Raw genomic sequence first — 22,180 nt, forward strand, 5'->3', positions numbered from 1 at the left:
AATGGCGATGAAGAAACTGTTAGTCGCATCCCTCTTGCTTGGCAGCAGTGTGGTACATGCGGAACAATTTGTGGTGGATGATATCCGCTTTGAGGGATTACAGCGTGTAGCCTTAGGTGCTGCATTGCTGAAGACGCCTGTCAGAATTGGTGATTCGGTCGATGAGCGTGACGTCGCGGATATGATTCAGGCCTTGTTTGCTTCAGGTAACTTTGAAGATATTCAGGTTTTCCGTGAGGGTAATGCTTTAGTGGTGAAAGTCATTGAACGCCCGACCATAGCCAGTATCACGTTTTCTGGCAACAAGGCCATCAAAGACGAACAGCTCCAGGAAAATCTGAACGCCTCAAAGATCACGGTGGGTGAAGCACTGGATCGTACGACGCTGAGTAAGATTGAGAAAGGTCTGGAAGATTTCTACTACAGCGTGGGTAAATACAATGCCAGCGTTAAGGCTGTTGTGACCCCATTGCCACGAAATCGTGCTGATCTGAAATTTGTCTTTACCGAAGGGGTATCGGCGAAAATTCAGCAAATCAATTTCATTGGAAACAAGGTGTTTACCGATGAAGATCTGCGCGACAAATTCAATCTGCAGGCTGATGTGCCCTGGTGGAACTTCCTGGCCGATGAAAAGTATCAGAAACAGGTACTGGCTGGTGATCTGGAAACCCTGCGTTCTCAGTACCTTAACAACGGTTATCTGAAGTATAAGCTTGAATCGACCCATGTCTCTATCTCCCCTGATAAGAAAGGGGTGTACATCACCCTGAATATCAATGAAGGGCAGCAGTATACGGTCAAAGGCGTCAAATTCCGCGGTAACCTGGTTGGTGCGCAGGGCGAACTGGCCGGGCTGGTCACCTTTAAAGAGGGTGATATTTACAACGGTGCAAAAGTCACAGGGTTGGAAGAGTCGATAAAACGCCGGCTTGGCGAATTGGGCTATGCCTACCCGCAGGTGAATACGATTCCAGAGTTTGACGATACCAATCAGCAGGTGTCCCTGTTGGTTAACGTTGAGCCGGGCAAACGTATTTACGTGCGTAATATTGCTTTTTCTGGCAATACCTCAACCCAGGATGAAGTGTTGCGTCGCGAAATGCGCCAGATGGAAGGCAGCTGGCTCAACTCCAAGTCGATTGAACGTGGTAAAGAGCGTCTGAACCGTACCGGTTTCTTTGAATCGGTTGATGTACAGACAGTGCGTGTTCCGGGCACCGAAGATCAGGTTGATGTTCAGTACAAGGTGAAAGAAGCAAACGCCGGCAACATCAACTTTGGTGTGGGTTATGGTACTGAATCCGGTGTCTCTTTTCAGGCCGGTATTCAGCAGGATAACTTCCTGGGAACCGGTAACCGTTTCGGCATCAGTGCCATGATGAATGATTACCAGAAAAACGTCAGTGTCGAGTACCGCGACCCGTATTTCACGCTGGATGGCATCAGTCTGGGCGGTAAAGTTTACTACAACGAGTTTGAAGCCTCTGACGCTAACATTTCTGACTATACCAACCAGAGCTACGGCGCCAGTCTGACCTGGGGTTTCCCGTATGATGAACTGAATTTCTTTGAATTTGGTCTGGGCTATGACCATAACAAGATCTCGAATACGGAAGAGTATTATCAGATCGAAAAATTCAAACAAATTCATGACTTTGATCAAGCCAACACTTCTATAGAGCTGGACGACTTTGACTGGTCGGTTTCCTGGACACGCAATAACCTGAACCGTGGCTTTTTCCCGACAGCAGGTAACCATCAGCGTGCCACCTTCCGCATGACAGTACCGGGTTCAGATGCCCAGTATTTCAAAGCGCAGTATGATGTCCGCCAGTACTTCCCGTTAACTCAGGAACAGGACTTTACCCTGTTGCTTCGCGGCCGGCTGGGCTATGGTAATGGTTACGGTACAACGGATAATGGCAGTGATCAGCTGTTGCCGTTTTATGAAAACTTCTACGCGGGTGGCTTCTCTACCCTGCGGGGGTTCCGTTCCAACACTGTGGGTCCGAAAGCCGTCTACGTTGGCGGCTGTGATAGCGGTGGCAGCATAGGCGGTAATAACAGCTGTGCGACAGGTTCTGATGATGCGGCGGGCGGTAATGCTGTCGCACTGGCCAGTGTTGAGCTGATCGTCCCGACGCCGTTTGCTTCTGAAGAAGCGAGGAATCAGATCCGTACCAGCCTGTTTATTGATGCCGGTAACGTGTGGGACACAGAATACGATTTGAGCGGACAGGATGGCGATTTTCTGTATGACTATTCAGATCCTTTCCTGATCCGTGCTTCATATGGTGCGGCTCTGCAGTGGATGTCACCAATGGGACCTCTGGTCTTTTCGGTAGCGAGGCCACTTAAGAAATACGATGGCGATGACGAAGAATTCTTCACATTTACTATCGGACGTACATTCTAACCCTTTAAGGAGAGAGCCTTTGAAACAGTGGATTAAAGCAGCCGGTCTTAGTCTGGTCGTTCTTTCATCATCTATGTATACCCAGGCAGCGGCAGCGGCTGAGAAGGTAGGTTATGTGGCTACGACTCAAGCTATGGCGCAACTGGCGCAGCGTTACAACTTGCAGGATAAGCTGCGAAACGAGTTCCAGGGACGGGTAACAGAATTGCGCTCGCTGGAAACCAATATCAAATCCAAGCTGGAAAAGCTCAAGCGTGATGGTCAGCTGATGAGCGCCAGCGACAAGACTAAACTGCAAAATGAGCTGCAGACCCTGGACAGTCAGTTCAAGCAGAAAGCGCGTGCCCTGCAGGAAGATCAGGCGCGTCGTGCGTCAGAAGAGCAGCAAAAGCTGGCCATGAAACTGCGTACAGCGATTCAGGATGTAGCCAAACGTGAAGGCTACGATATGGTTGTTGATGGTCAGGCAATTTTGTTTGCCAATCCTAAAGATGATCTGTCTGCGAAAGTGATGTCAGCGGTGAAATAAGGATATCTTGTTTCACTGAGTGCCGGCGAGTGAGTACACCGGGAAGGGAATCAAGGCCCGTCTGGTGTATTCGCTCGTAGTATCCAAAATGACATTATTATGTGAACATTGTTCAAATTGTGGGCGTTTCTGCGTTATCCCTTTGCATTGTCTCTTACTCCGCAGATAATAAGGCGCAGTACGTACAAAACGAAATTTTAAGGTAAATAATGGCTGCATTGACGCTTGCTGCATTAGCAGAAAAATTAGGTGCGGAGCTGCGTGGTGACGCAGCGGCCGAAGTCACAGCAATCGCAGGGTTGGGTCAGGCAGGCTCTGGCCAGATCACTTTCCTTTCCAGCAGTAAATACCGCCAGCATCTGCAAGCGTGCAAGGCAACAGCGGTGATGTTGACACCCGCTGATGCTGAATATTTCGACGGTAATGCACTGATAGTTAAAGATCCTTACCTGGCCTACGCCAAAGTGGCTCAGTGGCTGGATTCCACACCAGCCAGCGCGGTAGACATTGCGCCATCCGCCTATATTGCCCCTGACGCCGTACTGGGTGAGGGTGTTGCCGTTGGTCATAATGCCGTGATCGAATCCGGTGTGGTGCTTGGCGATCATGTTCAGGTGGGTCCCGGTTGCTTTATCGGTAAAGGTGCGCGCCTTGGCAGTCGCACTAAGCTATGGGCCAATGTCAGTATTTATCACAATGTTGTGCTGGGTGACGACTGCCTGGTTCAGTCGGGGACTGTGATTGGCTCTGATGGCTTTGGCTATGCGAACGATAAAGGCCAGTGGCAAAAAATTCCTCAGCTGGGCACAGTGCGTATTGGTAACAGGGTAGAGATCGGAGCTTGTACCACTATTGATCGTGGTGCGCTTGAGGATACCCTGATCGCTGATGGTGTTATCATTGATAACCAGTGCCAGATTGCCCATAACGTTTCCATTGGAGAAAGTACTGCTGTTGCAGGTGCCACGGTTATGGCAGGCAGCCTGAAAGTAGGTAAACATTGTTTTATTGGCGGAGCCAGTGTGTTCAATGGCCATATGGAAATTACCGATGGCGTGACTGTGACTGGTATGGCAATGGTCATGCGACCTATTACTGAGCCTGGCGTGTATTCATCCGGTATCCCACTACAGACTAACCGGGAATGGCGTAAAACGGCGGCACGTGTTCTGAAAATTGAAGAAATGAATAAGCGATTGAAATCTGTAGAGAAAAAACTCGAAAAAGATAATCAGTAGTTTTTCGTTCTCATTTTGCCGCTTCAGGGCCTGCGTCACTTATTACGTAGGCTGTTTACGTTTTTGTCCGGCGCTTTATTAACTTTTTAGACAGGAATGCAGTTTTGACTAGCGAAAACAAAACGCTGAATATCACCGAGATCCAAGCACTTCTTCCGCACCGTTATCCTTTTCTGATGGTTGATCGTGTTGTTAACTACGAAGAAGGCAAAACACTGACAGCGATAAAAAACGTTTCCGTCAATGAGCCGCAATTTACCGGCCACTTCCCGAAAATGCCTGTTTTTCCTGGTGTGCTGATTCTTGAAGCCATGGCACAGGCCACTGGCTTGCTGGCGTTTAAAACCTTTGGTGCGCCGGCAGAAAATGAACTGTATTACTTTGCCAGCATTGATAATGCGAAATTCCGTAAACCCGTTGGCCCAGGCGACCAGCTGGTGATTGAAGTGGAATTCCTGAAAGAGCGCCGCGGTATTGCCATGTTTAATGGTATTGCGAAAGTGGACGGCGATGTTGTGTGTTCTGCTGAGTTGAAATGCGCGAGACGAGAGTTTTCATGATTCACGAAACAGCACAAATTCACCCATCAGCGGTGATTGAAGACGGTGTGATAATCGGCGCCAATGTTACTGTTGGCCCTTTTACTTACATTGGCAAAGATGTCGAAATTGGCGACGGCAACGAGATCATGTCACACGTTGTGATCAAAGGCCCGACCACGATTGGTAAGGATAATCGCATTTTTCCTTATGCGATTGTCGGTGAAGAGTGCCAGGACAAGAAATACAACGGTGAACCGACCCGCCTGGAAATTGGCGATCGCAATGTGATCCGCGAAAGCGTACAGATCCATCGTGGCACGGTACAGGATAAAGGCGTCACCATTATTGGTGATGACAACCTGCTGTGCGTCAATGCCCACGTTGCTCACGATGTCGTGATTGGTAATCACACCCATATTGGTAACAACTCAATTTTGGGTGGCCATGTGGTGGTCGGCGATTACGCTGGTGTGATGGCGCTGTCAGCCATCCATCCATTCTGTACTGTGGGTGCGTACAGCTATGTCGGTGGCTGTTCTGCCGTGGTGCAGGACGTGCCGCCTTATGTCCTGGCCCAGGGTAACCATGCCACACCATTCGGACTGAATATTGTGGGCTTGCAGCGTAATGGCTTTGAAAAGCCTGAAATCCATGCCTTGCGCCGTGCCTATAAAGAGATTTACCGCTCGGGTAAAACGCAGACAGAGGTGAAACCTGTGTTGGAAGACATGGCAAAAGACTGGCCGTCAGTTGGTCTGTTGCTGGATGCACTGAACAATACCGAACGCGGAATTATTCGCTGATATGGCCAAGCCTCTTCGAATTGGAATCGTCGCCGGGGAGATCTCCGGCGATATTTTAGGGGCCGGCTTTATCGAAGCGGTCAAAGCGCGCTATCCGGATGCTGAGTTTGTCGGCGTTGCGGGTCCCCGTATGCAGGCGCAGGGATGTGAAGCCCTGTTTGATATGGAAGAGCTGGCGGTCATGGGGATCGTTGAGGTTCTCGGTCGGCTGCCCCGCTTGTTTCATATTAAAGCCGAGCTGGTTAAGTATTTCTCAGCCAATCCGCCGGATGTTTTCGTGGGCATTGATGCACCTGATTTTAATCTGCGTCTGGAAAAAGACCTGAAGACACAGGGTATCAAAACTGTCCACTATGTCAGCCCGTCGGTATGGGCCTGGCGGCAAAAGCGGATCTTCAAAATTGAAGCGGCGACCAATCTGGTTCTGGCCTTCCTGCCCTTTGAAAAAGCCTTCTACGATAAATTTAACGTCCCGTGTGAATTTATCGGTCATACCATGGCGGATGCCATTCCGTTAGAGTCAGACCAAGCCGCTGCCCGACAAAAGCTGGGACTGGACAGCGATAAACGCTGGCTGGCCGTATTACCTGGCAGCCGTGGCGGTGAAATGGGGCTGCTGGCAGAGCCTTTTATTCAGACTTGCCAGTTACTGAAAGCGAAGCATCCTGAATTGGGTTTTGTGGTAGCGCTGGTGAACCAGAAACGCCGTGAACAGTTTGAACTGGCCTGGAAGGCGACAGCGCCTGAATTGGATTTTGTCCTGGTTGATGATACTGCACGTGATGTCATGACGGCATCAGATGCAGTGCTACTCGCTTCCGGTACCGTGGCGCTGGAATGTATGCTGGTGAAGCGTCCTATGGTGGTTGGCTATAAAGTCAAACCGCTGACAGCCTGGATAGCCAAACGCATGCTCAAGACCAAATACGTGTCATTACCCAATATTCTGGCAGACAGAGAACTGGTGCCTGAATTATTGCAAGATGAGTGTGTGCCTGAGCAACTGGCTGCGGCGGTTGAGCAGAGCCTGACTGCCGATAATCATGAGCTGATGGCCGAATTTACCCGGTTGCACCAGCTTATCCGTTGTGATGCGGATAAGCAGGCTGCCGATGCCGTGCTGACTTTAATCGGCAAGTAATCTAGCAGTGGCCGGTGTTAACTGACCGGACAGAGTGAAACACATTATGCAATACGAACCTTTTATATATCCGGATGCCCGATTGATCGCAGGCGTGGATGAGGTTGGCCGTGGTCCGCTGGTCGGTGCTGTCGTAACCGCAGCTGTCATTCTCGATCCGGCTAACCCCATTGTCGGGCTCGCTGATTCGAAGAAGCTGAGCGAGAAAAAGCGCTTGGCGTTGTTTGACGAAATTCAGGAAAAAGCACTGAGCTGGTCTTTGGGCCGCTGTGAGCCGGACGAAATTGACGAGCTTAATATCCTGCAGGCCACTATGGTCGCTATGCAGCGAGCCGTTGCTGGCTTGTCTGTACAACCCGATTTTGTGTTGATTGACGGTAACCGTGTGCCATCGTTACCCGTGCCGGCACAGGCAGTGGTGAAAGGGGATATGCGGGTGGCAGAGATCAGTGCTGCCTCCATTCTGGCGAAAGTGACCCGCGACAGAGAAATGCAAGCCTTAGATGCCCTGTATCCCGCTTACGGATTTGCCCAGCACAAAGGTTATCCGACCAAAGCACACTTTGCGGCGTTGGAAACACACGGGGCGATTGATCAGCACCGTAAGAGTTTTAAGCCAGTTCGAGAGCGAATTGCGCAAAATTTGAAGTAATGGCTTTCGGGCACTTGCGTTGACGAAAAATCATTTTAGACTCAACCTCTGTTTGTGTCTTAACCGCTGAATTGACGACATCATCATGGCAGAACCACGCTTTATACACCTGCGCATCCACAGTGACTTTTCCATGGTCGACGGCCTGAGTAAGGTCCCGCCTCTGGTCAAGAAAGTGGCAGAGCTGGGCATGCCTGCAATGGCCCTGACAGATTTCACTAACCTGTGTGGCCTGGTGAAATTTTATTTCGCGGCCCATGGCGCAGGGGTGAAGCCGATTATCGGTGCGGATTTTAAAGTACGCAGCGATGAGAATGGCGATGAACTATCTGATCTCACTGTCCTGGCGGCAGACAATGACGGTTATAAAAACCTGACCTTGCTGATATCCCGCGCCTATCAGCGCGGGCATGTACAGCATATGCCTGTCATTGACCGAGACTGGCTGGCTGAGCAGAAACAGGGCTTGATCCTGCTGTCAGGCGGTAAAACCGGTGATGTGGGACAGGCCTTGCTCAAAGGCAATCAGGCGGCCGCAGAGCGCTGTGTGGCCTTTTATCAGGAGCACTTTCCCGGCAGTTATTATCTGGAGCTGGTCCGAACCGGCCGGCCGGATGAAGAAGCGTACCTGCATTTTGCTATAGAACTGGCCGCGCAGGCGGACTTGCCCGTAGTCGCAACCAATGATGTGCGTTTTATCAGTCCGGATCAGTTCGATGCCCATGAAATCCGTGTCTGTATTCATGATGGTTATACCCTGGTCGATCCCCGTCGCCCCAAGAATTACAGTGCTCAGCAATACCTGCGTAGTGAAGAGGAAATGTGCGAGCTGTTTGCCGACATTCCGGAAGCACTGGAAAACTCAGTAGAGATTGCCAAGCGCTGTAACGTGACGGTTCGGTTAGGTGAGTATTTCCTGCCAAACTTCCCGACCGGTGACATGACGACGGAAGATTTCCTGGTCATGAAATCGAAGGAAGGTTTGGAGCGACGTCTGGAATTCTTATTTCCGGATGAAGAAGTGCGCAAAACCCGCCGCCCTGAATACGACGAGCGTCTGGACATTGAACTGGAAGTGATCAACCAGATGGGGTTCCCCGGGTACTTCCTGATCGTCATGGAATTTATCCAGTGGTCGAAGGAAAACGGTGTGCCCGTTGGCCCGGGACGTGGCTCGGGTGCAGGATCCCTGGTCGCTTATGCACTGGATATTACGGATCTCGATCCGCTGGCCTTTGATCTGCTGTTCGAACGTTTTCTGAACCCGGAACGGGTATCCATGCCTGACTTTGATATCGATTTCTGTATGGATAAGCGGGATCAGGTGATAGATCACGTGGCCGAAATGTATGGCCGGGATGCCGTATCCCAGATCATCACCTTTGGTACCATGGCGGCCAAAGCCGTTATCCGGGATGTGGGCCGGGTACTGGGACACCCTTATGGCTTTGTCGATCGCATTTCCAAGATGATTCCGGCCGAACCGGGTATGACACTGGCAAAAGCCTTTGAAGCTGAGCCGCAGCTGGGTGAAGTATACGAAGCCGATGAAGAAGTCAAAGATCTGATCGATATGTGCCGGGTGCTGGAAGGGGTAACCCGAAACGCCGGTAAACACGCTGGTGGGGTCGTAATTTCGCCAACCACAATCACGGATTTCGCCCCGCTGTATTGTGACGCAGAAGGCAATCATCCGGTCACACAGTTTGATAAGAACGATGTCGAAACCGCGGGGCTGGTAAAGTTCGACTTCCTGGGCTTGCGCACGCTGACCATTATTGACTGGGCTCTGGGGATGATTAACCCGCGCCTGGAAGCTCAGGGTAAACCGCCGATCAATATTGCGGCTATCCCAATGGCGGATCAAAAATCGTTCGCCATGTTGCAGCGCTCAGAATCGACAGCGGTGTTCCAGCTTGAATCGCGCGGCATGAAAGATTTGATCAAGCGGCTGCAGCCGGACTGCTTTGAAGACATGATCGCACTGGTGGCCCTGTTCCGTCCGGGTCCCCTGCAATCAGGCATGGTGGATAACTTCATTGACCGTAAACATGGCCGTGAAGAGATCTCTTATCCTGATGCCACCTATCAGCACGAATCGCTGAAAGAGATTCTGGAGCCGACCTACGGCATTATTTTGTACCAGGAACAGGTCATGCAAATTGCCCAGGTCCTGGCCGGTTACAGCCTGGGCGGCGCTGACTTGCTGCGCCGTGCTATGGGTAAGAAAAAACCGGAAGAAATGGCCAAGCAGCGAGCCACGTTTCAAAACGGCGCCGTGAACAACGGGGTGGACGGCGAACTGGCGATGAAGATCTTCGACCTGGTAGAGAAATTCGCCGGTTACGGCTTCAACAAATCGCACTCAGCCGCCTATGCGCTGGTGTCTTACCAGACGCTGTGGCTGAAGGCGCATTATCCGGCTGAGTTCATGGCTGCGGTAATGACCGCCGACATGGATAATACCGATAAAGTGGTCGGTCTGGTGGAAGAGTGCCAGCGCATGAACCTGCAGATGCTGCCGCCGGATGTTAACAAAGGGCTTTACCGTTTCACCGTTGATGATGAAGGCGCCATTGTTTATGGTATTGGCGCTATCAAAGGGGTAGGTGAAGGCCCGATCGAGAATATTATTGCGGCACGGGAAAAAGGCGGTCACTTTAAGGACTTATTTGATTTCTGTGCCAGAATAGACACCAAGAAGGTCAACAAACGCGTTCTGGAGCGGTTGATCAAAGCCGGTGCGATGGATCGTCTCGGGCCCAACCGTGCGGCGATGATGGCAACACTGGACGACGCGCTGAAAGCCGCCGGCCAGCACCATCAGGCCGAGGCATTCGGTCAGGCTGACATGTTTGGTGTGCTGACGGCAGCCCCGGAAGAAGTGGAAAAAGCGTACGCCAATATTCCTGAATGGCCGGAGAAAATCTGGCTGGAAGGAGAGCGGGACACGCTCGGTTTGTATCTGACTGGTCACCCGATTAACAGTTATGTGCGTGAACTCAAGCACTACGTGACCTGGCGCCTGAAAGACGCCCATCCGACAGGACGTGATAAGGTAGTGACAATTGCCGGACTGGTCATCGCCGCCCGGGTCATGACAACCAAGCGCGGTACCCGGATTGGGGTGCTGACATTGGATGACAGATCGGGGCGCATGGAAGTTATGCTGTTTTCCGATGCTTTGGATCGATATCTCGATCTGATTGAAAAAGACCGGATTTTGGTCGTTTCCGGACAGGTCAGCTTTGATGATTTCAATGGTGGCCTTAAAATGTCTGCACGTGAAGTCCTTGATATTTCTGACGCTAGAGAAAAGCACCTGCGGGGTCTTGCTATCTCGCTGACTGAAGGGCAGATTGATCACACATTTTTTGAGCGTTTCAGCAAAGCGCTGGAACCGCATCGGGCAGGTACTGTCCCGGTGAATATTTATTATCAGCGTTCGAATGCACGCGCTAAACTTACCCTTGGCACAGAGTGGCGGATAACGCCAAGTGATGATTTAATCACTGATCTCAAAGTGTTACTGGGCGAGCAGCAAGTCGAATTTGAGTTTAATTAATGAGTCCGGCACCTGTTAGACAGGTTGCTAATAATGGACAAAGGATTACAAGTGGTATGAGCCTGAACTTCCTTGATTTTGAACAACCCATTGCCGAGCTAGAAGCCAAAATTGAAGCACTGCGTGATGTATCGCACCGTGATAAATCGGCCTCGGTTGATCTGGACAAAGAAATTGCACAGCTTGAACAAAAAAGCCTGGAACTGACCAAAAAGATTTTTGGCGATCTGGGTGCCTGGCAGGTCGCACAGCTGGCCCGCCATCCGCAGCGTCCGTATACGCTGGACTATATCGAGCATATCTTTACTGAATTCGATCCGCTGGCCGGCGACCGTGCGTTTGCCGACGATAAAGCATTGATCGGCGGCATTGCCCGTCTGGATGGTCGTCCGGTTATGGTGATTGGTCATCAGAAAGGCCGCGAGACCCGTGAGAAAGTATTGCGTAACTTCGGCATGCCAAAACCTGAAGGCTACCGTAAAGCATTGCGCCTGATGAAAATGGCTGAGCGTTTCCGCATGCCAATCATCACTTTTATTGATACGGCAGGCGCGTATCCAGGTGTGGGCGCCGAGGAGCGCGGTCAGTCTGAAGCCATCGCCATGAACCTGAAAGTCATGGCCGGTCTGAACGTGCCAGTGATCTGTAATGTGGTCGGTGAAGGCGGTTCTGGCGGCGCACTGGCGATCGGTGTCGGTGATTGCGTGAACATGCTGCAATACTCGACCTATTCGGTGATCTCCCCGGAAGGGTGTGCGTCGATTCTGTGGCGTGATTCTGATAAGGCTCCTCAGGCTGCTGAAGCTATGGGGATGACAGCCGAGCGTCTCAAAGAGCTGGGTCTGATTGATAACATCATTGAAGAGCCTCTCGGTGGCGCGCACCGTGATGTGCCTGTAATGGCTTCGCGGATCAAGCAGCAACTGCTCAATACGCTGAACGATCTGGAAGGTCTGGATGATGACAGCCTGCGCGAGCGTCGTTATCAGCGTTTGCTGAGTTACGGCTACTGCTGATAACTACTTCCGAATACTGATTAACGGGTCGCCAGAGGCGGCCCGTTTTGCTATGTGCTGCGTGGCGTTGTTGCACAAGGACCCAAAGCGACACTAACACCTGGCTTTGCACTGATATAAGATAGCCCTATTGCCACAGACCAGAATTGCTGACATTTATGCTGTTTACTCATTTCTCTGACACCCTCTTGCGCCTTTGCCCGCAGCCATCACAGCTTGTTCTTGCGCTCAGCGGCGGACTGGATTCCCGTGTTTTACTGCATCTTCTGGGGCGGTTTATACAAAAGTATCCGCATTACCAGGCGCTTGCTGTGCATGTGCATCATGGCTTAAGTCCGAATGCGGAGCACTGGTTAGCGAAGTGCGAAGCCTGGGCGAAGCAGGATGCGGTGACCCTTCACTGTGAGCGAGTCAGTGTGCAGTCGGGTAGCCGTATCAGTTTGGAACAGGCTGCCAGAGAGGCACGCTATGGCGCACTGGCGAGGTATGTTCAGTCTCAGGAATACTTGCTGACCGCACAGCATGCCGACGATCAGCTGGAAACTGTCCTGCTGGCGTTAAAGCGCGGCAGCGGCCCTGCCGGCCTGGCGGCCATGCCGGAGGTCAAACCCTTTGCCAATGGCTTACACATACGCCCTTTGCTGGATGTCAGCCGTGCCGAGCTGCAAGCTTATGCCCATGAGCATCATTTGGACTGGGTGGACGATGAGAGCAATCAGGACAGGCGCTTTGACCGTAATTTTTTGCGGCTAGACATTGTGCCGGCACTGACATCACGCTGGCCGGGATTGCGGCAGGCCGTCGCACGCAGCGCCGCATTGTGCGGTGAACAGCAGTCATTACTTGAATCCTTGCTGGCAGACAAACTGAACCAGATTATTGCAGCAGACGGCAGCCTAGATCTGAGCGAAGTGACGGACGGGAAACAGGGCAGAGCGCTGGTGCGACTTTGGTTACAGCACCTGAGCCTGCCTGTCCCCTCCAAAGCGCAACTGGAACAAATCTGGCGGGCGGTCTGCCTGGCCCGTGAAGATGCTAACCCCTGCGTGTCGTTGAACGGATACGACATACGCCGCTTTCAGTCTCGTCTGTACGCAGTCCGGCCCCGGCCGGATGTGACGAAATGGCGTCAAGCGATCACTCCGGATACCCCTTGCGCGCTACCTGCTTCACTGGGCGTTATTACACTCATTCGTCTGTCAGACGGACATCTGCGCAGTCCTGAACCGGATGAGCGGGTGTGGATCGCTTTTGATCCCAGCGGTCTGAGTGCACATCCGCTGGGGCGTGCAGGCCGCCGCAAGCTGAAGAAGCTGTTTCAGGAGTATGGAGTGCCCAGCTGGCGTCGGCGCCAGACCCCTTTGCTATTTTATGGCGATAAACTGGCGGCGGTGGCGGGCTTATTTGTGGTCGAAGGCTTTGAAGGCAATGAATGTGAGTTAGTCTGGAAGTGTGATCACCTACACTGACACCGGGGTCAGGAATGTAGATAGTCAGGCAGTGTTTGAATGTCGATATAAATAAAATAATGAGGATCTTATGAAGAAAGCAATGACGCTGACACTGGCTGCGACACTATTTTCACTTCCTGTTATGGCTGCTGGTGATGCAGAAGCCGGCAAGGGAAAGGCCGCAATTTGTGCAGCTTGCCATGGCGCTGATGGTAAGGCTGTTATTCCGGGTTATCCTAACCTGAGAGGCCAGAACGAGCAGTATCTGGTGAACGCCCTGAAAGCTTATAAGAATAAAGAGCGTACTGGCGGTAACGCCATGTTGATGCAACCACAGGCTGCCATGCTCAGTGATACAGATATTAATAATCTGGCGGCGTATTACGCGCAAATGAAGTAATGGCCCCCGTATTCACCCGGCATGGCCGGGTGGATAAATGAACTTTCATTCTCTTCTCGGTTAAACAATTCTCTTATTGCTGCAATCTTGACCAGTTGGAATCGCTGGCATTGATAAAACCCACCAATAAATATATCGTACTAGTTCACTGATACGGCAGGGTTATAAAGCATGGCAGGAACACGCGAACATTTTGGTTCACGGATGGGGTTTATCCTCGCGGCTGCAGGGGCAGCGGTAGGATTGGGTAACATCTGGGGATTTCCCACTCAAGCGGCCAGTAATGGTGGCGGCGCATTCCTGTTGGTTTACCTCCTGATGATTCTGGTGGTGGCTTTCCCTATGCTGATTGTTGAAATGGCGATTGGTCGTTATGGTCAGGCTAACCCGGTAGACAGTATGCGCAGCCTGAGTGATGACCCGACGGCAAAACGAGCAGGCGCACTGGTCGGCTGGATTGGCCTGATGGTGCCTTGTCTGGTGCTGGCGTTTTACAGCATAGTGGCAGGCTGGCTGGTGACTTTCCTGCTCGCTGCTGTAACCGATATTCTGGGGATGGCAGATGTGACTGCCTGGCTGAAAGGCTTTTCTGTCTCTCGTAACCTGTTTGGTGCGGCGATCTTTTATTTGCTGACCATTTTAATCGTACAAAGCGGGGTGAAGCAGGGGATTGAAAAATGGTCAACCCGTCTGATGCCGGCACTGTTTGTCCTCTTTCTGCTTCTGTTTGTGTATATCATGACGCAAGACGGTGCTGTGGAAGGTCTTAAGCACTATCTGATCCCAGATTTCAGTAAAGTGCTGGAACCTAAACTGCTGCTGGCAGCAATGGGCCAGGGCTTTTTCTCCCTCACGATCGGTGGTTGCTCCATGCTGATTTATGGCTCTTACCTGAGTAAGAAAGAGAGCCTGCCCAAAATGGCACTGAGTGTCACCCTGGTGGATACGGCAGTGGCTTTTATCGCCGGTCTGGTAGTGTTGCCTGCGATGTTTGTTGCCATGCAGAAAGGGGTGGCGATTTACGCTGATGACGGTTCGTTATTGGGGTCTGATACTCTGGTCTTTACTGTGCTGCCGCTGCTGTTTGACAGCCTGGGCTTTGCCGGCCAGCTGATCGCACTGGTGTTTTTTGTCTTGATGACCATTGCGGCGCTGACCTCTTCAATTTCAATGCTGGAGTGCCCGGTGGCGTTGGTCAGTGAGCGTTTTGAAACGGATCGTAAAGCGACAAGCTGGGTTTTGGGCGGGATTATTGCGGTATTCAGTGCGGTGATTATCTTTAACTTTGGCCAGCTGTTTGGCCTGGTGGCGACCATAGCCACTCAGTATTTCCAGCCCGTTGCGGCCTTGTTGTTCACAGTGTTTGGTGGCTGGGTATGGTCTCGCCATCGTAAACTGAAAGAACTGAGCGCAGGCAGCCCGGAACTGGAGAAGTCACTGTTCTGGAAAATCTGGCCCGTATATCTGAAGTTTGTCTGTCCTGTGCTGGTTATCGCGGTCCTGGTATCCTCCTTCAGCTAACTCAATTGCTTTGGAAAGTCACTCCCAAAAAACGGAAAGCCAGGCTTTCCGTTTTTTTGTTGTGGCACTTAGCGAAATTGTCTGGCGTCGGGCAAATAGTCAAATCCGGCGGCAGCCAGCCTGGCAATCAGTTTATCTTTATCGATTTCGTAAAAACGGACCAGAGCGTCCAGATCGCCAAACTCATCGCGGATCTTCATATTGACTATGCTCATCAGCATGACAGGATCCATAGTGTCGAATGCCTTCAGATTCATTGCGTGTCCTCGTGATCACTGATCAATAAATTCGCAGCGGCGAAGGCTGCTTGCTCTCGGATAGCCTGCGGCACGTCGGAGCTGTCAGCAACGTTATTTAAGGCACGTACGGCACAGGCAATCGCGGCAGGGATGTAGCCCTGATCTCCGCTGCCAATCTGGCTGTAACTCTGGCGGACAAGCTCGCAGCAGTCAGCGACTTTCATAGTGTCTCCTGAATATGGTCACGAAAGATGAGTCAGAGCTTACCGCTATCGGCTGTTGAGATCGAGCGAAGAGGGCTATTTAGAGCGCTTGTGCTGATAGAGCTGGCGATCTGCCCGCTCTAATAAACTGACCGGCGTATCACCTCGCCGGTAAGGGGTCGCGCCAATTGAGGTGCCAATGTCGAGGCTGCGCAGGGTATGGTCCTGATCGATACGTGTCATGACGCGGTGAATGACCTTGCGTGCAGACTGTTCAGAAGCCGGCTGCAGCAACAGGACAAATTCGTCTCCGCCCATGCGGTAACATCGGTCTGAGGTGCGAACCGATTGTTTCAGAATCGACGAAAAACGGCGGATAACGTTATCGCCATCCAGATGACCATATTTATCGTTAACCTGCTTAAAGTTATCCAGATCAAACAATAAGAGCACCAGGCCAACCTGACGGCGCTCACTCATGGCGATGGCATGCAGTATGTCCTGATCCAGACAACTGCGGTTGCGCAGGCCGGACAGGTGATCCCGCATCGCCATTTCTTTGATCCGGCGATATTCTATCGCACTGAATAACGGGCCGGCCAGCAGCCTGTGGTAGGTGTGGAGAAGGTTAATTTCATCCTGATCCAGGGCATATGGTGTGTCGTACTGGATCTCCCCCAGAGAGTGATCGGCATACCGCAGGGCAAAGCACTGGCGGTTGTCTGTTCCCTGGCCGTGGCGTATCAGGGTAGTGGTGGTTTCATGGCGCCACAGCATACGACTGATATCAATCTGTTTCTCAACTTCCAGTGCAAACATTTCCAGCAGCACAGACAACTCAGGCTTGCCCTGCATTTTTTGCAGGATAAGCAAGCGCTGATCCGCACCCAGCGGCTTGGCGCGGGTCCGGCTGATGTCAGTTTGCTTTTTGTGCCAGATAATGGGATCCATGACTAATATCATTGATAAGCAAGGTTTTTAATATATGAGATTTTGGAACCAGATCAATAGAAAATGGAATGAAATGAAAATCTCCCATCGTTTTTATTCTAAAAACGAACGTAGCTCACTTTCTTTCTCCTGGGCATCTAAATAGCCGAGATTAATCAGTGCGTGTATGTAATTGGGTTCGAAAAGTATATAGCTGGTAAGGGCGGCATCGTCTTTAGGACTGATCCCTAATAGGCGCATCAGAGAGCGGGCCGCCAGCGGCATATGGTGATAGAAAGCCTGGGCCAGAGGCTCAAACGACTGGCTCGGATACAAATGCAGGGTATCAACCGATTTAACCGCCATTTTACGTCTTTCGTTCTCAGGCAGCTTACTGAGCAACGTATTGGTGTATTCCAGATGTTCCAGCTCAGCGGCCATGGTATCACTGAAAATGGTATCCATCAGATGACCGGTCAACATGCCCACGCCAGGGGCCTGTGTGGGGTCTTGCGGCCGCAATCTTTGATTGATCAAATCAATGATCATAATTTTGTCGGCGCCCATTTTCATGGAAGGACGCAAAGGCGTCAGTTGGTTAATCGATCCGTCGCCATAATATGCCTGTCCAATCCGGCTGGCCGGGAATACAAAAGGGATGGCCGATGAGGCGAGCAGGTGCTCTGTAGTAATAAGAGACCGGCGTCCTTTGGATTTCGAGTCTGTCCAGGGCGTCATATTCTGTTGCCCCTGAAAAAAGCTGACCGTTTTCCCGCTTTTATAGCTTGAGGCCGTAATGGATATACCGTGCAGATTGCCCGCCAGGATCTGCTGTTCCAGTCGGCCGTAATTATTGACCTGATTAAGCAGCTGACGCAGTGGCCGATTGTCCAGTAACCCGAATGGCGGTCTGGGGTGATGACCGGCCCGCAGCCTTGCCAGCAGTTGATGTGATAAATGCTGAGTGATGCCCAAACTGCTGGAGCGGAATACCCGTCTGCTGTGCAGGCGCGCCCAGATCCATTCCAGTTTTTTTACACCTAATCGAAAACAGGATGCATAGCAGGCAATCGCAGTGGCGTTAATCGCACCGGCAGAGGTGCCACTGTAGATGGCAAAAGGGCTGTGATGGTTACGGGGATACCACTCAGAAATCGCTTTCAGCACCCCAACCTGATAGGCCGCTCTGGCACCACCACCGGAAAGCAGGAGACTGATTTTTGGCTTTTCCTTGCCCATGCAAAACGTTCCACTCAAGATACTAAACAGATGCGACAGAGACTGGTGGCGTCTAGTCTAGTGATAATACTCAGTTTATTTGTAATTTAAACTGAGTAACTGTGGCACAGACACAAAAAAGCCTCCGTCCGGAGGCTTTTCTTTAATATCACAGGTTAATCAGCAAAGGCTTAAGCCAGCTTCTGCTTGATGAAATCTGCAATGCTGCCTACGGCGACAGGCTCTTTCGTACCTGTACGGCGCTCTTTGTATTCAACTTCGCCGTTTTTCAGACTGCGATCGCCGATCACCACGGTATGTGGTACGCCGATCAGTTCCATGTCGGCAAACATGACACCTGGACGTTCTTTTCGATCGTCAAACAGCACTTCAATACCGGCAGCAGTCAAATCTGCATACAGGGCTTCAGCCGCTTGCTGGACTTCTTCTGATTTGTGCATGTTCATCGGTACAATGGCCACCTGGAAAGGCGCAATGGCGTCTGGCCAGATAATGCCGTTTTCATCGTTGTTCTGTTCGATAGCTGCTGCGACCACACGGGTACAGCCAATGCCGTAACAACCCATTTCCATCACGGCCTGCTTGCCGTTGGCATCCAGCACTGTGGCGTTCATGGATGAAGAGTAGTTAGTGCCCAGCTGGAAAATATGGCCCACTTCGATACCGCGCTTAAGCAAGATAGTCCCTTTACCGCATGGGCTTGGGTCACCTTCAACCACATTGCGCAGATCTTCGACACGACCCAGTTCCACGTCACGACCCCAGTTGATGCCAAAGTAGTGTTTGCCATCTATGTTGGCACCGGCACCGAAGTCGCTCATCACGGCAACGCTGCGGTCAACAATGAAAGTCGCGGGCAGATTGACAGGTCCCAGTGAGCCCGGGCCTGCATTCACAACGGCGCGGATTTCTTCTTCTGTCGCAAACTCCAGCGGTTTGGCAACGCAATCCAGGTTTTCCGCTTTTACTTCGTTCAGTTCATGGTCGCCACGAACGATCAGGGCGATTAATTCGGCTTCTGATTCTTCAGAGGCTTTCACGAACAGCGTTTTAACGGTTTTCTCAATTGGCAGGCCAAATTGCTCAACCAGCTCAGCGATGGTTTTCGCATTCGGCGTATCAACCAGCTTCATTTCTTCTGCAGGCTCTGCACGTTCAGTGGCGGGTGCCAGCGCTTCGGCTTTTTCGATGTTGGCGGCGTATTCCGACTCGGTAGAGAAGGCAATCAGATCTTCGCCGCTTTCGGCCAGAACGTGGAACTCGTGTGAGCCGCTGCCACCAATAGAACCTGTATCTGCCAGCACGGCACGGAAATCCAGCCCCATGCGGCTGAAGACGTTGCTGTAAGCACGGTACATGTCATTGTAAGTGTCTTGCAGGCTGTCTTTGTCCAAATGGAAAGAATAAGCATCTTTCATGATGAATTCGCGTGAGCGCATCACACCAAAACGGGGACGAACCTCATCACGGAACTTGGTCTGGATCTGGTACAGGTTCAGCGGCAACTGCTTGTAGGATTTCACCTCATTACGCACGATGTCAGTGATCACTTCTTCGTGCGTCGGGCCCAGTACAAACGGTCGGTCGTGGCGGTCAGCAATTCGCAGCAGCTCAGGACCGAATTTGTCCCAGCGGCCAGTTTCCTGCCACAGTTCAGACGGCTGAACCACAGGCATCAGTGTTTCGACTGCACCGGCATTGTTCATTTCTTCACGAACAATGGTTTCGACCTTACGCAGGACACGCAGACCTGTAGGCAGCCAGGTGTACAAACCTGAGGCCAGCTTACGGATCATACCTGCACGTAGCATCAGCTGGTGGCTGATGACTTCTGCGTCGTTTGGAGTCTCCTTCAGGGTAGAAAGAAGATATTTACTGGTACGCATTGATGGTATCCGTTGGTAATTATGAGGATTAATATTGAGAGCAGTATATTAGCAGCGTATCGGCCTTTCGCCAAAGGGAACCCGAGGCTTATTGGCTGTCCGGTGACCTCAGTCACCGGAAAACAGGCTAAGTATAGTCTGTAGAGGCTGCTTACCCGGGGGCCACAATTTCTTCGACCAGAACTTTATCGTCTACAAACCGGAAGCGTACGTTGTAATCAAACAATAATACGCCGTAGCCTTTGTCATCCGTTTTCCCTTTCTTGTAGGCCGGGCGGGGATCCTGCGCCAACACTTCTTCAATCACGGCCTGTTGATAGGCCGCGTCTTTGCCATCAAGTTGTGCCAGTGCTGCAGGGGTAAACTCCACCGGGAGCAGTTCAGGTGTCTCTGCGGCAAAGCCGCCGCTGGCATCCGGCAGGTTGTCGGAATAGGGAATATAGGGTTTGATGTCAATGACAGGCGTACCGTCAACCAAATCCACACCGGCCAGATCCAACAACACCTGACCTTTTTCCTGCCGCACGCCGAGCAGTTTAATTGCTGACATCCCTATGCCATTGGGACGAAAGGTGGCCCGACTGGCAAAGACGCCGATGCGGTCATTACCGCCCAGTCTGGGCGGTCTCACGGTAGGTCGCCAGCCCGCAGACAGGTTCTGATCAAATAAAAACAGCAGCCACAGATGGCTGAACTGCTCTATGCCTCTGACTGCTTCCGGCGTGTTCGCATCGCCGCAAAGCACCAGGGTTGCTCTGGCACTGGGCACTAGGCCGGGCTGACGGGGAACGGAAAATTTTTCTTTGTAGGGTGAGCGGAGAAAGCCAATGGGCTCAATCTGAAATTGTTGTTGGGCTGACATGATCTTTTCAGGCTGAATCAGAGATTTTCAGACCATACCACAAGAGCTTGCTTTCGTGCCCGCTAAAAAATACTTGTTGATAATTACCACCAAGTGTTATGTTATAATATAACATTTATTGAGAGGTTCTTATGAAAGCAGGCATTCATCCCGAATACCGTAAAGTGGTGTTTCACGACACCAGCGTAGACAAGTATTTCGTTGTCGGTTCAACATTGAAAACAGACAAAACCATCACATGGGAAGACGGCAAAGAGTACCCGTATTTTTTACTGGATGTGTCTTCAGAGTCCCATCCGTTTTATACCGGTAAGCAGCGGGTCATTAAGACAGAAGGTCGGATGGCTAACTTTACTCGTCGTTTTGCGGCGTTTAGCAAATAAGGAAGAAAAATGAAGGTATTAAGCTCACTTAAAAGCGCCAAACAGCGTCACCGGGATTGTCAGGTGGTCAAGCGACGTGGCCGCATCTACGTGATTTGTAAATCCAATCCACGCTTTAAGGCGGTACAGGGTACGGTGAAAAAGAAGAAGTAAATGATCGGGCTGTTTGACCGTTTCCCTGTTCCCCCCTGAACAAAAAAAGCCCCTTTGCAGGGGCTTTTGATATGTTATCTGGCTGATGTGACGAGGCGGATGAATTACCAGCCTTTAACGATGCCACCTTTGAAGATCTCCATCGCTGCATCGTTTACGGCGTCAGACTGGTATGCCTTGATAAACGTCTGTACGTTTTCGGCATTCACGTTATCTTCACGGGCAACAATCAGGTTCACATAAGGTGATTCTTTGCCTTCGACAAAGATACCGTCATGATCAGGTGACAGGTCGATAGTGCTGGCATAGGTGTTGTTGATAATGGCCAGTTTGACATCGTCCAGAGAACGCGGCAGCTGCGGCGCTTCCAGCTCAACAATCTCCAGGTTCTTTGGATTTTCAACGATATCCAGCACAGTGGCTGTCAGGCCTGCGCCTTCTTTGAGTTTGATCAGGCCTTGTTGTTGCAGCAGCAGCAGTGAGCGACCCAGGTTGGTTGGATCGTTTGGTACTGCGATCTGATCACCATCTTGCAGTTCTTCGATAGAAGCGATTTTGCTTGAGTAGGCTGCAATCGGGTAAACAAAGGTGTTACCGGCAATCGCGAACTTGTAGCCACGGTCTTTAATTTGCTGATCCAGATAAGGTTTATGCTGGAAAGCGTTAACGTCGATTGAGCCTTCTTCCAGGGCCGCGTTTGGCGACACATAGTCGGTGAAAGTGATCAGCTCAACGTCCAGACCATATTTGTCTTTGGCTTCTTTAGCGGCCACTTCAGCTACCTGCGCTTCAGCACCGGCCATCACACCCACTTTGATTTTGCTGTTGTCAACGGCAGCGGTTGGTTCTTGTTTCTCACCACAGCCAGTCAGTGCCAGAGCTGATGCCAGACCCGCGACTGCAAAGAAATGTTTAATATTCAGAGCCATTGTACTTCTCCTATTGTTCAGGGAATCCCTGTACTTTGTTGTCGTTGTATTTCTGTAACTTATCGGTTTCGCCAGAAAG

The 22,180-nt window shown here is 51.3% G+C and carries 21 protein-coding genes; 14 read left to right on the plus strand and 7 right to left on the minus strand.

All coding sequences use genetic code 11. The annotated features are described in order from the left end of the window. The first annotated feature begins 1 nt into the window (after position 1). The 12 genes from bamA to D6M16_RS21775 all read left to right on the plus strand — a co-directional run bounded on the left by bamA (position 2) and on the right by D6M16_RS21775 (position 15,277). Complete coding sequence (gene bamA / locus D6M16_RS21720; protein WP_120513935.1) at positions 2-2,419, plus strand: outer membrane protein assembly factor BamA; 2,418 nt, start codon at positions 2-4, stop codon at positions 2,417-2,419. A 19-nt stretch (positions 2,420-2,438) separates the two neighbouring features. Continuing rightward, positions 2,439-2,948 carry an OmpH family outer membrane protein gene (locus tag D6M16_RS21725; RefSeq protein ID WP_046222032.1) on the plus strand — a complete coding sequence of 170 codons (510 nt, stop codon included), beginning with the start codon at positions 2,439-2,441 and terminating at the stop codon, positions 2,946-2,948. A 209-nt stretch (positions 2,949-3,157) separates the two neighbouring features. After that, positions 3,158-4,186, plus strand: a complete 1,029-nt coding sequence (lpxD, locus tag D6M16_RS21730) for a UDP-3-O-(3-hydroxymyristoyl)glucosamine N-acyltransferase (protein WP_120513936.1) — start codon at positions 3,158-3,160, stop codon at positions 4,184-4,186. Positions 4,187-4,290: 104 nt separating this feature from the next. Next, positions 4,291-4,746, plus strand: a complete 456-nt coding sequence (gene fabZ / locus D6M16_RS21735) for a 3-hydroxyacyl-ACP dehydratase FabZ (RefSeq protein WP_027251674.1) — start codon at positions 4,291-4,293, stop codon at positions 4,744-4,746. Next, complete coding sequence (gene lpxA / locus D6M16_RS21740) at positions 4,743-5,531, plus strand: acyl-ACP--UDP-N-acetylglucosamine O-acyltransferase (RefSeq protein WP_120513937.1); 789 nt, start codon at positions 4,743-4,745, stop codon at positions 5,529-5,531. The genes fabZ and lpxA overlap by 4 nt, the downstream gene beginning before the upstream one ends. 1 nt (position 5,532) lies before the next feature. Beyond that, a complete protein-coding gene (gene lpxB / locus D6M16_RS21745) occupies positions 5,533-6,672 on the plus strand; it encodes a lipid-A-disaccharide synthase (RefSeq protein ID WP_120513938.1) in 1,140 nt (379 codons plus the stop codon). A 43-nt stretch (positions 6,673-6,715) separates the two neighbouring features. Further along, the gene (gene rnhB / locus D6M16_RS21750; protein WP_276131422.1) at positions 6,716-7,324 is read left to right on the plus strand and encodes a ribonuclease HII; all 609 of its coding nucleotides are present in this window, start codon (positions 6,716-6,718) and stop codon (positions 7,322-7,324) included. A gap of 85 nt (positions 7,325-7,409) precedes the next feature. Beyond that, positions 7,410-10,889, plus strand: coding sequence for a DNA polymerase III subunit alpha (gene dnaE, locus D6M16_RS21755; RefSeq protein ID WP_120513940.1), 3,480 nt, complete (start codon positions 7,410-7,412; stop codon positions 10,887-10,889). A 56-nt stretch (positions 10,890-10,945) separates the two neighbouring features. Next, complete coding sequence (gene accA, locus D6M16_RS21760; protein WP_120513941.1) at positions 10,946-11,905, plus strand: acetyl-CoA carboxylase carboxyl transferase subunit alpha; 960 nt, start codon at positions 10,946-10,948, stop codon at positions 11,903-11,905. Between the two features lie 158 nt (positions 11,906-12,063). Next, the gene (tilS, locus tag D6M16_RS21765) at positions 12,064-13,374 is read left to right on the plus strand and encodes a tRNA lysidine(34) synthetase TilS (protein ID WP_120513942.1); all 1,311 of its coding nucleotides are present in this window, start codon (positions 12,064-12,066) and stop codon (positions 13,372-13,374) included. Positions 13,375-13,444: 70 nt separating this feature from the next. Then, positions 13,445-13,756 (plus strand): c-type cytochrome, encoded by a 312-nt coding sequence (locus tag D6M16_RS21770; RefSeq protein ID WP_120513943.1) that lies wholly within the window; start codon positions 13,445-13,447, stop codon positions 13,754-13,756. 171 nt (positions 13,757-13,927) lie between these two features. Continuing rightward, complete coding sequence (locus tag D6M16_RS21775) at positions 13,928-15,277, plus strand: sodium-dependent transporter (protein WP_120513944.1); 1,350 nt, start codon at positions 13,928-13,930, stop codon at positions 15,275-15,277. Positions 15,278-15,345: 68 nt separating this feature from the next. Here D6M16_RS21775 and D6M16_RS21780 read toward each other — a convergent pair whose 3' ends face one another. From D6M16_RS21780 to tsaA, 6 genes are all read right to left on the minus strand, one after another. Continuing rightward, positions 15,346-15,534, minus strand: coding sequence for a DUF4250 domain-containing protein (locus D6M16_RS21780; RefSeq protein WP_120513945.1), 189 nt, complete (start codon positions 15,532-15,534; stop codon positions 15,346-15,348). Beyond that, positions 15,531-15,740 carry a YaeP family protein gene (locus D6M16_RS21785; protein ID WP_120513946.1) on the minus strand — a complete coding sequence of 70 codons (210 nt, stop codon included), beginning with the start codon at positions 15,738-15,740 and terminating at the stop codon, positions 15,531-15,533. The genes D6M16_RS21780 and D6M16_RS21785 overlap by 4 nt, the downstream gene beginning before the upstream one ends. 75 nt (positions 15,741-15,815) lie before the next feature. Beyond that, positions 15,816-16,670, minus strand: a complete 855-nt coding sequence (locus tag D6M16_RS21790; RefSeq protein WP_120513947.1) for a GGDEF domain-containing protein — start codon at positions 16,668-16,670, stop codon at positions 15,816-15,818. A gap of 93 nt (positions 16,671-16,763) precedes the next feature. Then, positions 16,764-17,888: a patatin-like phospholipase family protein gene (locus D6M16_RS21795; RefSeq protein WP_120513948.1), complete on the minus strand. Its 1,125-nt coding sequence runs from the start codon at positions 17,886-17,888 to the stop codon at positions 16,764-16,766. A 170-nt stretch (positions 17,889-18,058) separates the two neighbouring features. After that, a complete protein-coding gene (locus D6M16_RS21800; RefSeq protein ID WP_120513949.1) occupies positions 18,059-19,774 on the minus strand; it encodes a proline--tRNA ligase in 1,716 nt (571 codons plus the stop codon). 151 nt (positions 19,775-19,925) lie between these two features. After that, positions 19,926-20,636, minus strand: coding sequence for a tRNA (N6-threonylcarbamoyladenosine(37)-N6)-methyltransferase TrmO (gene tsaA, locus D6M16_RS21805; protein ID WP_120513950.1), 711 nt, complete (start codon positions 20,634-20,636; stop codon positions 19,926-19,928). Positions 20,637-20,767: 131 nt separating this feature from the next. On the opposite strand from tsaA, the gene D6M16_RS21810 reads away from it, so the two are divergent. After that, on the plus strand, positions 20,768-21,019 hold the full coding sequence (locus D6M16_RS21810) for a type B 50S ribosomal protein L31 (RefSeq protein WP_120513951.1): 252 nt from the start codon (positions 20,768-20,770) through the stop codon (positions 21,017-21,019). Between the two features lie 9 nt (positions 21,020-21,028). Continuing rightward, positions 21,029-21,172 (plus strand): type B 50S ribosomal protein L36, encoded by a 144-nt coding sequence (ykgO, locus tag D6M16_RS21815; RefSeq protein WP_027251689.1) that lies wholly within the window; start codon positions 21,029-21,031, stop codon positions 21,170-21,172. 104 nt (positions 21,173-21,276) lie between these two features. On the opposite strand, the gene D6M16_RS21820 is transcribed toward ykgO, so the two are convergent. Beyond that, entirely contained in the window at positions 21,277-22,101 is an 825-nt protein-coding gene (locus tag D6M16_RS21820; protein WP_120513952.1) for a MetQ/NlpA family lipoprotein, read from the minus strand. Between the last annotated feature and the right edge of the window lie 79 nt (positions 22,102-22,180).

Source organism: Photobacterium salinisoli (assembly GCF_003614885.1).
Taxonomy (GTDB): domain Bacteria; phylum Pseudomonadota; class Gammaproteobacteria; order Enterobacterales; family Vibrionaceae; genus Photobacterium; species Photobacterium salinisoli.